Source organism: Lentihominibacter faecis (assembly GCF_014306095.1).
In the GTDB taxonomy this organism is placed as follows: Bacteria; Bacillota; Clostridia; order Peptostreptococcales; family Anaerovoracaceae; genus Lentihominibacter; species Lentihominibacter faecis.
The window spans coordinates 1-14,179 of the sequence record NZ_JACRWC010000114.1; the positions used below are offsets into that span (position 1 = coordinate 1).

The following is a 14,179-nucleotide window of genomic DNA, read 5'->3' on the forward strand; positions in this document are numbered from 1 at the left end:
GATCTGTTTCGGATTCTGAAGAAAAAAAGTCAGCATTTTCAGCTCCGTTTTTGTCAGACTGATTTCACAACTCTTTATCAGGACTTTCATTTCTCCTGCGATAAATACGATATCTCCCGAAATCATCTTTCCGACTTCCGTTTTCTCCTGTCTGCGGCGGAAATGTGCTTCTATTTTCAAAAGAAGTACCGAAAGACTAAACGGCTTTGTAATATAATCATCTGCCCCTGCTTCATATCCCATGACCTGATCCATCTCCTGATCTAGTGCTGTAAGACAAATAATGTATGTATTATAATTGCATCTCATCCACCTTACAAATTCCAGTCCATTCCCATCCGGAAGATTCACATCACAAATGGTAACATCCACATTATTATCACTTGCAATTCTTTTCGCTTTTTTCACTGATTCTGCTGAAAAAACCTCATATCCGGATTTTTTCAGTGAGAATGTAATTCCACGATTTAAATTTTCATCATCTTCAACCACGAGTATACCTGGCATAGCATCTGCACCTCTCTTTATTAACTATTCATCTTAAAATGCTTCAATGCCTCCACAATTGCACTCTCTTTATCTTCTGGACACTGCGGTTGCCTGCTATCTTCATTTTTAGGTAAATTATAATTCTTTCCAACCTCAATTCCGCATTTTCTCTTTACCTGTGAGATATACAGATTGGAAACCTTCATGCCGGCTTTTGTTACAGTTGGGACAAAAGAGCAACCGTCTCCACCTCCGCCGTGTGCGGAAACATATCAACAGGCGTCGCTTCCTGCAGATCATACCCGTGCTCTCCAAGGAATTTGATATCTCTTGCCAGGGTCGCAGGATCGCAGGATACGTATACGATCCGCTCTACGCCAAGGTCGATCACTGCTTCTAACAGCTCCGGCCTGCAGCCTGCTCGCGGTGGATCTAAAATAGCGATACTCGCCCGGCTTATAGCTTCTGCCAGATTCGGATCGGTTTTTACCGATGCGTCCTCCTTTAGGTTCGCAGTTCTTCCAGAGTCCTTTTTCTGCCCTGCATAAAGCGGGAGGATCTCCTCTGCTTTGCCGCAAATATATCGTGCATTGACGATACCATTGACCACCGCATTCCGGTTGGCATCCAGTACAGCATCCTTTACAATCTCGATCCCTATGATCTGTTCCGCTTCATCGGCACAGTAAAGACCGATCGTTCCCACGCCGCAGTAAAGATCCAGGATCACAGGCTTTTCCCCGTTCTCCTGCAAAGCCTCCGGCATTGCCGAAGGATCACAGGCATCCGCCTTTGCAGAAAAACCGCAGTACTCCCGCACCTTATCATAGAGCCGCTCCGTCTGAACTGGATTGACCTGATAAAAGCTGGCCGGAGATATCTCGAAAGTCAGATCCCCGATCTGATCCCGTATCACGTTTTTCCCGGCTGCTACCGTGTCCTCGCCCTTGAGGTTACGGAGCACGATACTTTCCAGAGAATATCCCGCTTCATAAACGGCATCATCCAGCATCTCTGCCAGCTTCTGCATATTAGGGATCCCCTTCCCATTGATAGTCAGGATCACCATGACCTCTCCTGTACGGAACCCCGTCTTAACGATCAGCTGCTTCATCAGACCTTTTTCCCATTTCGGATCCCAGCCTGTAATATTGTCTTCGATCATGAACTGGCGCAATGCTGCTGCAGCAGCCATAGCCGCCCCCGACTGCAGATAACACTCCGGAGCATCTACGACTTCATGACTTCTTGCCCGATAAAAGCCCACTGCAGGCACTCCCAGATTTTCTACGATCCCGCCCTTGCGGGTGATGATCCCGCCGGTGCTCACCGGAAATCCCGCCTTGTTACGATAACGGAAACATCCCAGCCCATTGTTATCCTCCGGCTCCATGCCGATGATCGGTTCCAGAGGCGGCTCTTCGATCTCCGCCAGACGCCGAAGCTTTTCCCGGATCTGCTTTTCCTTAACTTCCAGCTGAAGACCATACTCCATCGGGAAGAAGGAACACCCGCCACAGCCTTCTGCCATGCCGCCGCACGGCTCTATATCCGTTCGATATTCAGAAGGTTTCAGGATCTCTTTAAGATGTGAAAATGCGAACCTTTTTTTCACCTTGGTAAGGCGAACCTCTGCCACATCACCCACGACCGTATGCGGCACGAAGATAACAAGTCCGTCCGCGCGTCCGATCCCCTGTCCTTCGCTGCTCATATCCTCGATCTGCACCGTTACGATATCTCCACGTTCCACTATTCTTCCTCCTGGCTCTTTAGCATTTCATACAGACCCGGCGCTTCTCTTTTTAGCCGGATCGGTTTCAGCTCCGGCGTTGTGAATCCATGACTGCTGCTGGCAGTCACGTGGACTTCCCCGGATTCTTCTCCCCGTATCTCGTACTCAAGTTCAATGGATGCACCGCGAAGTTTCTTCACCCAGCAGGCCAGGATCAGAACCTCATCGTACACGGCCGGAGTTTTAAAATCTACAGAAACAGAAAGCACCGGCATCCAGATGCCGGACTTCTCCATATCATCGTAGGCATACCCTTTATCACGGAACAGCTCTGTCCTCGCCGTTTCCAGATATCTGACATAATTGGAATGGTGCACGATGCCCATCTTGTCTGTTTCATAATATTGCACTCTTATTTTCGTTTCAAATCTTTTCATTGGTAGTTTTGATCCTCTCATTTCTTTCTTGTTTATTTCACCGATTCTCCCGGTAATTTTTTTGCGATTTCTTCGATCTTTCGGAGACGGTTATTGACTCCCGACTTAGAAAGCGGTGGATTCATCAGCTTCCCCAGCTCTTCTATCCCAAGTTCCGGATGATCGAGACGAGCCTGTGCCGTCTCCTGCAGCTTAGGCGATAAAAAAGCAAGCCCTTTCTGCCGCTGGATCCTCTCGATGGATCGGATCTGCTGTTCAGCCGCTCTCAGAGCTTTGTCGATATTAGCATTATCCAGATTGTTTTCTCTGTGGGTCTTGGACATGAGATCCTTCATCATAAGCACGTTGTCAAATTCAAAAAACTGACTGGATGCTCCCATGATCGCCAGCACATCCCGGATCTGCTCCCGTGCCTTCAGATATACGCCGAACCCTTTTTTTCTTGCAACTATCCGCGGACTGATATCCGTAAAACTGTTGAGGACCTTCCTCAGATCCCTCGCCTGAGTCTCCGTACTGGTATGTAACTCAAAATGATAGCCTTTTTCCGGGTTGCTCACCGTACCGGATGCCAGAAATGCTCCCCGCAGATATGACTTCCGGCAGCATTTGGTCTTGATGATCCCATCGTAGATCCCATCGCTGATAAAGTTCATTCCTTCCTTGACCATCAGGATCCCGGCCTCTCTCAGGATCTGTTCACTGCGGTCCTCCGGTCCGATGGAAAGAATATAGTTGCTGCTTTTCTCCAGGGTATTTCCCTGCTCCACTCCGATCCCTATATCTACCGAAAAATAGTTTCTGATCAAAGTTTTATAATGCCTTACGACAGCCAGGTTAGACGTCATCATGACGATCTCGAACCTGCCGCCGCCAACCAGTCTGATGCTCCCGGCCAGTCGCATGAAGCCGGCAATATCCGCCAGCATGCAGCATTTCTTCTCCGGGAGCATTCGTGCCAGTTCATTTTTCGTTTCTGATGCAAAAGACATAACTTACCGCCTGTTTTCTTAAAGATCTCTATGTTCCAACGTCGTCCGGCAGCCGTCCTCCTTCAGCCTTCTGCAAAGCTCGTTGGCTACCGCCACCGAGCGATGATGTCCGCCGGTGCAGCCAATGCAGATAGTCAGACTGTACTTGCCTTCCTTCATATAATACGGTACCAGCATATGGATCATCTCCAGTGTCCTACTGAGAAAATCCTGCGTCACTTCGTGCTTCAGCACGTACTGACTTACCTTGGCATTGTTTCCCGTCAGTGGACGAAGCGATTTTACATAATACGGATTGGGGATAAAACGCATATCAAACACCATGTCCGCCGCAAGAGGGATCCCCTTTTTATATCCGAATGACATAACGTTGAACATAAAGGTTTTCTTGTTTTCTCCGGATGTCACAAGATGTTTGATTTCCGCCCACAGCTGCGCCGTCTTCATATTAGAAGTATCGATGATATAATCTGCATTATTGCGCAACAGTTCCAGCATCTCCCGCTCTTTTTTCAGCCCTGCCGATACAGTGCCTCCCTCAGAAAGCGGATGACTTCTGCGGGATTCATTGTACCTGCGGATCAAAGTCCGGTCAGATGCTTCCAGATAGAGGATCTTGAATTCAATACCATCCCTTCGCAGCTCTTCCAGGGAATCCTTCAGATCCTCGAAGAGCTTGCCGCCTCGCACATCGATAACAAAAGCAGCCTTATCGATGCCCTTGCCGCTGGCTGTCAGGTCAATAAAGCTCTTGATCAGTGCCGGCGGCATATTGTCGATACAGTAGTAGCCCATATCTTCTAAGCAGTCCATCGCCTGTGTTTTTCCTGCTCCGGACAATCCGGTAATGATAATTGCCTTCATTTGCTCTCCTTCTTTCTAATATTGACGATCCTGTTAAGATCCAGTCCGGCACGGATCGCTCTCTCTACACCGTCTTTAAAATCTCCGACCCGGTCCGGTGTGTGCGCATCGCTGCTGATGATAAACTGAACACCTTCCACTTCCGCTGCTATTCTGATTTCTTCTTCGGTCATATGACCGTGCCACGTATTGATTTCCATCAGCGTATCTGTTTCCACACAAACCTCGGCGATAGCTCGGATGTCAAACGGTCCCTTATCTCCCGGGTGTGTCAAAATGGAGATATCATTTTGACGCAGGCAGTCAATGACCATCTTCGTATTAGACTCACGCAGCTTTTCTTCGCCGATCTTAAGCCCCTTGTTCCACAGCCAGTTGTGAATACAGCTGCATCCGAACAGCCCATAATGATATCCGGCTATAACGAAATCAAATTCTTCAAATTCCTCTTCTCTCAGATCCAGTCCGTTACCATTTTTTATGATATTGGCCTCCACGCTCAGTTTGACGTGCATCTTCGGATACTTCACATTCATCCGCTCAATATCATTACGCATATTGACGATCTCATTGCGGTTGATCCCGTAGAACAAATGTCCCGGCCCATGATCCGAGATCGCAACAAATTCCAGCCCCTGGTTAAAGGCTTCCCTCACATTATCTTCTATGCTTCCTTTCCCGTGGGAATAGGTCGTATGTGTATGCAAATCATACAGCAGTTCATAATCCTCTGCCGTCTGTATATTATTCTTCTCCAATGATCCGTACCTCCGGTTCCAGCATAACACCGAATCGTTCCATAACAGCTGCCTGTACGATCCTCATAAGCTGGATGATATCTGTAGCGGTCGCACCGCCTTTATTGATCAAAAATCCGCTGTGAAGCTGAGAAACTTCCGCTCCGCCTACACTGACGCCTTTTAAGTCGGCATCCTGTACCAGCTTTCCTGCAAAGTATCCCTCCGGGCGCTTGAAAAAGCTTCCTGCACTCGGATAATTCACCGGCTGTTTTTCGTTTCTTCTGGCTTTCAGCTCTGCCATTTTTTCTTTGATTTCGGTTTCATTGCCCGGCTGCAGCATGAATTCTGCCTCCAGTACGATGTCACCTGTCTGCTGCAAAATACTATGTCGGTATCCAAGATCCAGTGATCCTGTATCCAGCTCCGACAGATGCGCTCCATCCTGTGAGATCACAGAAACTTTGCGGAGCACATCCTTGATCTCCCCGCCGTATGCTCCCGCGTTCATGAACACAGCGCCGCCGATGCTCCCGGGGATCCCGGACAAGCATTCCATTCCGGTAAGTCCTGCATCCGCTGCTGCCTTCGCCACTGCAGAAAGCAGTGCTCCGCTTCCACATCGGATCACATTGCCTTCTACGGTCACATGATCAAAACCAGATCCCAGTTTCACGATCACGCCCCGGTATCCGCCATCCTTCACCAGCACGTTGCTCCCGTTTCCAAGGACCATATGAGGGCATCCTTCTTCCTGCAATACCTGCAGGACATCCTGAAGCTCTTTTATATTCTGCGGCTGCACCAGCAGATCCGCACATCCTCCCGCCCGAAAAGACGTGAATTTCGCCATGGGAGCATCTTCCTGCATCAGCGATCCACTTATCTTCTCAGTCAGTCTCTTTTTCATTTTCATTTTGTCCATTCTCTCTACCGCCTTTTCGTTTCATATTCCAATTCCATCTTTTTTTCTTTTTCTTCTTCACCCGATAGCTGTCGATCATATAATCGGAAATATCCGTAGAAAATCCGCGTTTTTCCAGCCTGCGGTTAATGCTTCTTGTAGCATAAGCATAAATGATAGCAAAAACAGGGATTCCAATGACCATGCCTATAAATCCGAATAGTCCGCCGCCCACCAGAACAGCGAAAAGAACCCAGAAGCTGGCTAGCCCCGTACTGTCTCCCAGGATCTTCGGTCCCAGAATATTACCGTCAAACTGCTGCAATGCCAGGATGAACACCAGGAACCACATACACTGCTCCGGATCCACCATCAGCAAAAGCAATGCCGAAGGGATCGCTCCGATAAACGGACCGAAAAACGGGATGATATTGGTGATCCCTACGATGCAGCTGATCAGCAGCGTGTACTCCCATCCGAAAATCGTCATGCACACGAAGCACAGCAACCCAATGATCAGAGAGTCTATGATCTTGCCATTGATAAATCCGCCAAAGGTCTTATTCGTAAAGGAAGCTCCATCCAGGATCTCCTTCGCCGTATGTTCACTAAAAAATGCCACGATCACTTTTTTACTCTGTGCCGCAAACAGATCCTTGCTGTTCAGGAAATAAGCACAGATGATGATCGCAATAAAAAAGTTTTTCAATACATTCAGTACTCCGATCAGTCCTGCTGATACACTGGTTGCGATCGTAGTGTATTCCGGAAGTACCTTTTCGGTAACGAACTGGATCGCATTTTCTGTAAAATGATTGATCCAGCTGTCGATCCGCGACTGTGCCACCGGGAAATTCTGCAGCTTCATATCTGCCCATTCCATCAGCCGGCTCATACTCTCCGGCAAGACATCGATGATCTTCACGATACTGTCGATCAGTCCCGGTATGATCATCCACAGTACTCCAGTCACAACAGTGAGGAGTACTGCCAGTGCCACTACCGTACCTACGCCCTTTGCAACAGAAAGTGCCTTAGGAAACTTCCGTCCGCCCCGTGTCAGCATCCCATAAACGTTTCGCACCGTAAAGTTGTATACCGGACACAGCAGATATGCCATCACCAGTCCATATATAAACGGAGCAAGGATCCCCATAACCAGCCCTGTCAGTTTCTGCACAGCAGCGAATCTATATACAGCAAAAAAAATCAAAATGCCGCAGAGGATGACCAGAAATGCTGTCAACCCCCATTTTACATTTTTTTCTTCCAAATTGAGTTTCATACTTTCACCTCTACACCTATATATTACAATAATTCTCTGGTAAAGTCTTGTCCTTTTTTATTTCTCGTATATTTTTTGTTTTTTTCCTGTTTAAGGGTTGAATTTATGCATATCTTATGTATAATAATAACATGCTATAAATTTTTATTCATAACTTGCTTATGATATATTATAAGAACACATGGGAAAAAACCATTCATAAAAATGTATATTCAGGAGGAAAAGACTATGGCAAAAGAAAAAGTAGTACTGGCCTATTCCGGCGGACTCGACACATCCGTCATTATGACTTGGCTGAAAGAAAACTATGACTATGATGTGATCGCAGTATGCTGCAACGCAGGTCAGAAAGAAGATTTTGACGCAATCGAAAAGAAGGCTCTGGCAACTGGCGCGATCAAAGCGATCACAATTGATTTAAGAGAAGAATTCATCACAGACTACATCTGGCCGACACTGAAAGCCGGTGCAATCTATGAAAACGAATATATGCTTGGGACTTCCATGGCAAGACCGCTTATGGCTAAGAAACTGGTCGAAGTAGCAGAAGCAGAAGGCGCGTTCACCATCGCTCACGGCTGTACAGGAAAAGGAAACGACCAGGTGCGTTTTGAAACAACGATCAAGGCTCTGAATCCGGCGATCAAGATCATCGCTCCATGGAGATTCTGGGATTTCCACTCCAGAGAAGATCTTATTGAATATGCAAAGGAACACAACATTCCGATCAGCCAGACGACTAAGAAAATCTACAGCCGCGACGAGAACATCTGGCACATCAGCCACGAAGGCGGTGAACTGGAAAATCCGTGGAATGAACACCTGAAGACGATCCACGTACTGAGCGTTGCTCCAGAAGATGCTCCAGACGAACCAACTTACGTAGACATCGACTTCGAACAGGGTATCCCGGTAGGACTCAATGGCGAAAAGATGGGACCGATCGAACTGCTTACAAAGCTCAATGAACTGGGCAGCAAAAACGGTGTCGGCACCATCGATATCATTGAAAACCGTCTTGTAGGTATGAAATCCAGAGGCGTGTATGAAACTCCGGGAGGCACCATCCTCTTTGCAGCACATGCAGGACTGGAACAGCTGATCCTCGACAGAGACACCACTCAGTACAAGGGAATCGTAGCACAGAAATTCTCCGAGCTGGTTTATGATGGACTGTGGTACACTCCGCTGCGGGAAGCAATCAGCGCTTTCGTAGACGTGACACAGAAGGAAGTGACAGGTACTGTCAAGATGAAGCTTTACAAGGGCACTGCTTACGTGGCAGCAAGAAAATCCCCGTACTCCCTGTACAGCGAAGAATTCGCAACATTCAGCAAGGACGAAGTATACAACCAGCAGGATGCAGAAGGATTCATCAACCTCTTCTCCCTGCCACTCAAGATCCGTGCTATTCAGAAACAGACTGTTGAAGGAGGAGCAAAAGAACATGAAGCTTTGGAAAGGAAGGTTCTCAAAGGCGGCGACTTCATCCGCTGATGAGTTTAACGCATCCATAGAATTTGACCAGAGACTGTATAAAGAGGATATCACCGGCAGCATCGCTCATGCGAAAATGCTGGCCAAACAGGGTATCATCCCGCAGGAAGATGCAGATCTGATCGTCAAGACCCTCAAGGAGATCCTCGCCGACATTGAAGCCGGCAAGGTGGAATTTACCATCGAATCAGAAGATATCCATATGAATATCGAAAGCATCCTTACCGAAAGGATCGGCGACGCAGGCAAAAAACTCCATACTGCACGAAGCAGAAACGACCAGATCGCAGTCGATATCCGGCTGTATCTAAAAAAAGAAATCGCAGAAACTGACCACATTCTCGGTCAGCTTCTCGATGCTCTTGCAAAACTTGCAAAAGAGCACACCGATACGGTAATGCCGGGCTATACACATTTGCAGAGAGCGCAGCCTGTCACACTGGCTTACCATCTGCTGGCCTACTACCAGATGTTCTCTCGCGACCGCGAAAGATTCGCAGACTGCTTAAAACGCGTGGACAGACTCCCTCTGGGGAGTGGAGCACTGGCAGGAACGACCTACGATACAGACCGTGATTTTCTGGCAAAAGAACTTGGCTTTGCAAGCGTTCTTCCCAATGGAATGGATGCCGTAGCCGACAGAGATTTCGCCATTGAATTCATCAACTGCTGCGCTGTAACGATGATGCATCTGTCCCGGTTCTGCGAAGAGCTGATCCTGTGGAGTTCTGTGGAATTCAGTTTCGTGGAGATCGACGATTCCTTCTCCACCGGAAGCAGCATCATGCCACAGAAAAAGAATCCGGATATGGCGGAACTGATCCGCGGCAAATCCGGCCGTGTATACGGTGATCTGATGAGCCTTTTGACCATCTGCAAAGGTCTGCCTCTGGCATATAACAAGGACTTGCAGGAAGACAAGATCCCAGTATTCGATGCAGCTGACACACTGAAAGCTTCACTGAATATTTTCCGGGAAATGATTCTGACTATGGAAGTAAAAAAGGATAATATGGAAAGTGCTGCAAAGTATGGTTATATGAACGCTACCGATGCAGCTGACTATCTGGTTTCCAAAGGGATCCCATTCCGTGACTGTCATGAGATCATCGGCAAGATCGTCCTTCACTGTATCAACAAAGGCATCGCTATCGAAGAGATGACCATGGATGAATTCAAATCCTTCTCCCCTGCCTTTGAGGAAGACATTTACGAAAAAATCGATATCAGAAACTGCATCAAAGCTAAGAAATCAAAAGGATCCACTTCCTTTGCAAGCGTAAAAAAGCAGTTAGAGGATATTGAGAAGCAGTAGCGAAAAATTAAACAATCAGTAATAAAAGCCCCATGGGTCTTTGGCGATATCCTCGCTTTGCTGCGGATTACGCCGGAAACTCATGGGGCTTTTTCTACTCACTATTCACTTATCAGCATCTTTGACACTCAGCAGTTCCTTACTCCGCCGGCTGGTTGTTCTTCAGATACTCAATGCATGCGTCGATGGTTCCTTCCATCTTGTCGTACACCGCCTGCATCAGGAAATTATAGAAGACTTCCTGGTTCTGACCTTTCAGACAGTCTGCCACCATCGTGCAGTACTGCTCCCGTTTTACCGGCATATTGATCGGAGTAAACCCGTTTTCCATCAAATAATAGTTCAGAGCAAACACTGCGATCTCTCCGTTGAACTCTGGGAACGGATAAATATCGATCAGCTTGTTGTGGATATACATTGCCTTTAAAACCACATTATTTCCAGCCTCCGGGCGATATACCCGGCGCATGGCATCATCCAGCTTTTCCTCTATATCCAGAGAATGAACCGGCACATGATTGAACGTGTACACCACCGGATTACTCTTTCGAAAATATCCATCCGAATCATCAGCCAGCGTCCGATAGGCACTGATAAGAAAGTTTTTATCAATATAATTTCCCATATCCAGACAGTTGTCAGCCAGTTTCACCAGTTTACAGAAATTCTCAATAAACACATAATCTCCAAGTGCCAGATCCTTCTTCAGCTCCCCTCCTAAAATCCTGTCGATATCGATCGTTTCATGATGAGGATTGCGAATTACCATAGAAGCCTTGATCATATCCAGTTTATTCACTTCTTTTACGGCAGATTTCAAAAGCCGGTCCCGACCGAGAAGCTCTGCCAGTTCTTTTTTCATACTGTAAAGCTTTTCCTGCATATAACTTCTTCTCCTGTTACTTTAAGAATCCGATCCGACCTACAGAACCGGGATACTTATACATTTCAACATCTTCGAACTCCTGCTCCGTCTCTCGCAGTGCAGGCATTTTAGCCTTGATCTTCTCATACGGCATCGTAGGCATAAACACGATATCGTATTTATGCTGGAATGTCAGCTGTAAAAAATCCAGGATCTCATCATCACTGAATCCCTCTTGCAGACCGACAGCCAGACGGATATGCAGCTTCTTTCCCACCGCCTTGTTGATCCCGTCAATGACAGGGTGCAGCTCCAGTCCGTCATGGGATTTCTGGTATCGAGTATAGTTCAATGTGTTCACGTTGACGGTAACATCTGTAACGCCCGATTCTACCAGTTCTTCGACTTTTTCGGCCAGATCCTGACCATCCGTTACATATATATTTTTATTATTATCCATCGCTTCGACCAAATCTTTCTTAATTATTCATATACAATTTATTGTACCTAAAAAATCTAAGCTAGTCAATGATACTTGTTTGTGATACACTATATTTATGAAAATTTTAGTAATCGGTGACACACATGGACAACTGAACAAAATACGGGAAATCTTCCCGAAACTGACCAATCTGGATCTTATTGCGCATACAGGAGATCACCTGGAGGACGGGCGTGCGCTGGAACGGGAATTCGGCATTCCTGTCGTAGCAGTCAAGGGCAACTGTGACGGCAGCTACAGTGCAGACGACTTCGAGATCATCGAGACCGACTACGGACGGATCCTGCTGACCCATGGTCATATACAGCACGTCAACTACCGTCTGGACAATCTGTATTACAAAGCGATGGAGGAAAATTGCAAGGCCGTTTTCTTCGGCCATACTCACAAAGCACTGGTCACGGAGGAAGACGGCATCTACCTGGTCAACCCCGGCAGCCTCTCGCAGCCAAGGGATGACAGCGATGGATCCTATGCTATCGTCCGCACCTCACCGGACAGTTTCGAGGCGTCCATCGTCTATTATTCCACCATTATGGGCAGCGGTAATAAAAACAGGCCGAGGGCAGGTTATATCCGCAGCATCCTCAACTACAGCGACAGATTCTAGCATGCATTTCTGCCCGGCAGAGATCTTTGCAGAAGGCTCATTGTGATCTCTATAAAAACGTAAAAAACGGACAGCACCTGTCCCTTATCGACAATGGTCGCTGTCCGTTTTATCTTCTTATGGATCTTTTACACCATCCAGGTCTTGATGATCACGATAATAAACGCGATTACATATAATGCTGTCACAAACAGCAGCAGGATCTTGATGATCTCTGTGATCTTGATCAGTCTGTCACCATAACGAAGACGTTCCCGACTATTCTTTTTTACACTTCTGCCTACCAGAATCAAAAGTACGATCCCGAATATCAGACCTAAAATAAGTATTAACATTATAGATACAACCTTTCGACGTTATTCTTTCTTACCTGCACCTTCTGTACCTGTTCATCATATCAAAAAAATGTGTTGATTTCCAGAAAAAAATCAAATTTATTTCTGATCCAGGATTTCAGATCAGTCCAGAGCCTTGTATTCCAGCTTCGTATCATTCTGTTTCAGTCGGATCGCTTTCAGGAATGCCCACGCTGTATCCATACATGTCATAACAGAAATACCACGTTCAATAGCTTTTCTTCTTACCGGGAAGCTGTCCGTATTTTTACGGTTTGCCACAGTCGGCAGATTGATGACCATAGCCAGCTTTTCTTCGCTGTCGGTGCTGTGATTCATGATCCACTTCTGTGCCGTATCGTAATCCATCTCCTCAGCCGGAAGATCGTGTGCCTTGAAGAAGTCCATGGTATTGTCCGTTACATACATTTTGAATCCCGCATCTATGTAGTCGCTGAGTATGTCAGCAGTATACTGGTTCTGCTCGGAATCCTTCAGAGTAACGAAGATATTTCCCTCTGTCGGAATATTCATGCCTGCTCCAAGGAACCCCTTGTAAAGCGCCTTATCCAGTTCTTTATCGATACCCAGCACCTCACCCGTAGACTTCATTTCAGGTCCCAGGGCTATATCCATATCCGTCAGCTTAGCACTGGAGAATACCGGAACCTTGACCGCATATTCTTCGCTTCTCTTGTAAAGACCTGTACCGTAGTCGCTTTCCGAAAGCTTGTGTCCCAGCATAGCTGCAACGGCCAGTTTTACCATCGGCACGCGGGTTACTTTGCTGAGAATCGGTACAGTACGAGATGCACGCGGATTTACTTCGATCACATAGATCTTGTTTCCATCGTAAGCGTACTGGATGTTTACCAACCCCACTACGTTAAGAGCCTTTGCAATACGCTTTGTATAATCTACTAAAGTTGCTTCCACATCTTCGGAGAGGGAGTAGTCCGGATATACGGAAATACTGTCGCCGGAGTGGACGCCCGCCCGCTCGATGTGTTCCATGATTCCCGGGATCAGGATGTCCTCGCCGTCCGCAATAGCATCGACTTCGATTTCCTTACCCTGGATGTACTGGTCGATGAGCACCGGATGCTCCGTAGAAAGCGACACTGCCTCCTTCAGATAACGTGTCAGTTCTGTATCGTTATACACGACCTGCATCGCACGTCCGCCAATAACATAGGAAGGACGCACTACCAGAGGATAACCCAGTCGTCTTACTGCTTCAAAAGCTTCTTCTTCGTTGGTAACGGCAAGGCCTTCCGGCACTGCGATGTGAAGAGATTCCAGTAATTCGCAGAACTTTTCACGGTCTTCTGCCAGGTCGATATTATGATATGCAGTTCCTAAAATATTGATGCTCCGGCTGTTGAGCTTTTCTGCCAGATTCAGTGAAGTCTGTCCTCCAAACTGCAGGATCACGCCGTAAGGACGCTCTCTTTTGATAACGTTCATAACGTCATCGATGTTGAGAGACTCGAAGTACAGCTTGTCAGATGTATCAAAGTCGGTACTTACGGTTTCCGGGTTGTTGTTCATGATAATAGCTTCATATCCAAGATCCTTGATAGCCCATACGCCCTGCACACAGCCTGTCTCT

Annotated in this window: 15 protein-coding genes; 3 read left to right on the forward strand and 12 right to left on the reverse strand. The window is 47.0% G+C overall.

The genetic code is table 11. The features are described 5' to 3' along the window. From H8876_RS09730 to H8876_RS09765, 8 genes are all read right to left on the reverse strand, one after another. On the reverse strand, positions 1-507 hold a 507-nt coding region (locus H8876_RS09730; protein WP_249287582.1), incomplete at its 3' end, for a response regulator transcription factor. A 199-nt stretch (positions 508-706) separates the two neighbouring features. Next, positions 707-2,242: a 23S rRNA (uracil(1939)-C(5))-methyltransferase RlmD gene (gene rlmD, locus H8876_RS09735; protein ID WP_249287583.1), complete on the reverse strand. Its 1,536-nt coding sequence runs from the start codon at positions 2,240-2,242 to the stop codon at positions 707-709. Then, on the reverse strand, positions 2,242-2,661 hold the full coding sequence (locus tag H8876_RS09740; protein WP_249287584.1) for an acyl-CoA thioesterase: 420 nt from the start codon (positions 2,659-2,661) through the stop codon (positions 2,242-2,244). Before H8876_RS09740 ends, rlmD begins: the two co-directional genes overlap by 1 nt. A 32-nt stretch (positions 2,662-2,693) precedes the next feature. Beyond that, a complete protein-coding gene (whiA, locus tag H8876_RS09745; protein ID WP_249287585.1) occupies positions 2,694-3,653 on the reverse strand; it encodes a DNA-binding protein WhiA in 960 nt (319 codons plus the stop codon). Positions 3,654-3,671: 18 nt separating this feature from the next. Beyond that, positions 3,672-4,517: an RNase adapter RapZ gene (rapZ, locus tag H8876_RS09750; protein WP_249287586.1), complete on the reverse strand. Its 846-nt coding sequence runs from the start codon at positions 4,515-4,517 to the stop codon at positions 3,672-3,674. Then, entirely contained in the window at positions 4,514-5,275 is a 762-nt protein-coding gene (locus H8876_RS09755; RefSeq protein WP_249287587.1) for a PHP domain-containing protein, read from the reverse strand. Before H8876_RS09755 ends, rapZ begins: the two co-directional genes overlap by 4 nt. Continuing rightward, positions 5,262-6,179: a UDP-N-acetylmuramate dehydrogenase gene (gene murB, locus H8876_RS09760; RefSeq protein WP_249287588.1), complete on the reverse strand. Its 918-nt coding sequence runs from the start codon at positions 6,177-6,179 to the stop codon at positions 5,262-5,264. Before murB ends, H8876_RS09755 begins: the two co-directional genes overlap by 14 nt. Next, a complete protein-coding gene (locus H8876_RS09765) occupies positions 6,145-7,443 on the reverse strand; it encodes an AI-2E family transporter (RefSeq protein WP_249287589.1) in 1,299 nt (432 codons plus the stop codon). The genes murB and H8876_RS09765 overlap by 35 nt, the downstream gene beginning before the upstream one ends. A 228-nt stretch (positions 7,444-7,671) precedes the next feature. On the opposite strand from H8876_RS09765, the gene H8876_RS09770 reads away from it, so the two are divergent. Both H8876_RS09770 and argH read left to right on the forward strand, forming a co-directional pair. Next, positions 7,672-8,940 (forward strand): argininosuccinate synthase, encoded by a 1,269-nt coding sequence (locus H8876_RS09770; RefSeq protein WP_177264690.1) that lies wholly within the window; start codon positions 7,672-7,674, stop codon positions 8,938-8,940. Continuing rightward, a complete protein-coding gene (gene argH / locus H8876_RS09775) occupies positions 8,891-10,255 on the forward strand; it encodes an argininosuccinate lyase (RefSeq protein WP_249287590.1) in 1,365 nt (454 codons plus the stop codon). The genes H8876_RS09770 and argH overlap by 50 nt, the downstream gene beginning before the upstream one ends. A 139-nt stretch (positions 10,256-10,394) precedes the next feature. Here argH and H8876_RS09780 read toward each other — a convergent pair whose 3' ends face one another. Both H8876_RS09780 and H8876_RS09785 read right to left on the reverse strand, forming a co-directional pair. Next, positions 10,395-11,138, reverse strand: coding sequence for a Fic family protein (locus H8876_RS09780; RefSeq protein WP_249287591.1), 744 nt, complete (start codon positions 11,136-11,138; stop codon positions 10,395-10,397). A 16-nt stretch (positions 11,139-11,154) separates the two neighbouring features. Then, complete coding sequence (locus tag H8876_RS09785; protein ID WP_249287592.1) at positions 11,155-11,580, reverse strand: GTP 3',8-cyclase MoaA family protein; 426 nt, start codon at positions 11,578-11,580, stop codon at positions 11,155-11,157. Between the two features lie 97 nt (positions 11,581-11,677). Between H8876_RS09785 and H8876_RS09790 the strand changes: the two genes are divergently transcribed. Further along, positions 11,678-12,232: a metallophosphoesterase gene (locus tag H8876_RS09790; RefSeq protein ID WP_249287593.1), complete on the forward strand. Its 555-nt coding sequence runs from the start codon at positions 11,678-11,680 to the stop codon at positions 12,230-12,232. A gap of 128 nt (positions 12,233-12,360) precedes the next feature. Here the strand turns inward: H8876_RS09790 and H8876_RS09795 are convergent, their stop codons facing one another. Together H8876_RS09795 and H8876_RS09800 are read right to left on the reverse strand one after the other, a co-directional pair. Beyond that, on the reverse strand, positions 12,361-12,567 hold the full coding sequence (locus tag H8876_RS09795; RefSeq protein ID WP_177264884.1) for a hypothetical protein: 207 nt from the start codon (positions 12,565-12,567) through the stop codon (positions 12,361-12,363). A 123-nt stretch (positions 12,568-12,690) separates the two neighbouring features. Further along, positions 12,691-14,179 (reverse strand): ATP-binding protein (locus H8876_RS09800; protein ID WP_249287594.1); only part of this gene is annotated, 1,489 nt, incomplete at its 5' end.

What these genes read in the sequence shown, in the direction of transcription:
- H8876_RS09740 (WP_249287584.1), bottom strand. Translation starts at nt 2,661, where the DNA reads ATGAAAAGATTTGAAACGAAAATAAGAGTGCAATATTATGAAACAGAC.
- whiA (WP_249287585.1), bottom strand. Translation starts at nt 3,653, where the DNA reads ATGTCTTTTGCATCAGAAACGAAAAATGAACTGGCACGAATGCTCCCG.
- rapZ (WP_249287586.1), bottom strand. Translation starts at nt 4,517, where the DNA reads ATGAAGGCAATTATCATTACCGGATTGTCCGGAGCAGGAAAAACACAG.
- murB (WP_249287588.1), bottom strand. Translation starts at nt 6,179, where the DNA reads ATGGACAAAATGAAAATGAAAAAGAGACTGACTGAGAAGATAAGTGGA.
- H8876_RS09765 (WP_249287589.1), bottom strand. Translation starts at nt 7,443, where the DNA reads ATGAAACTCAATTTGGAAGAAAAAAATGTAAAATGGGGGTTGACAGCA.
- H8876_RS09770 (WP_177264690.1), top strand. Translation starts at nt 7,672, where the DNA reads ATGGCAAAAGAAAAAGTAGTACTGGCCTATTCCGGCGGACTCGACACA.
- argH (WP_249287590.1), top strand. Translation starts at nt 8,891, where the DNA reads ATGAAGCTTTGGAAAGGAAGGTTCTCAAAGGCGGCGACTTCATCCGCT.
- H8876_RS09780 (WP_249287591.1), bottom strand. Translation starts at nt 11,138, where the DNA reads ATGCAGGAAAAGCTTTACAGTATGAAAAAAGAACTGGCAGAGCTTCTC.
- H8876_RS09785 (WP_249287592.1), bottom strand. Translation starts at nt 11,580, where the DNA reads ATGGATAATAATAAAAATATATATGTAACGGATGGTCAGGATCTGGCC.
- H8876_RS09790 (WP_249287593.1), top strand. Translation starts at nt 11,678, where the DNA reads ATGAAAATTTTAGTAATCGGTGACACACATGGACAACTGAACAAAATA.
- H8876_RS09795 (WP_177264884.1), bottom strand. Translation starts at nt 12,567, where the DNA reads ATGTTAATACTTATTTTAGGTCTGATATTCGGGATCGTACTTTTGATT.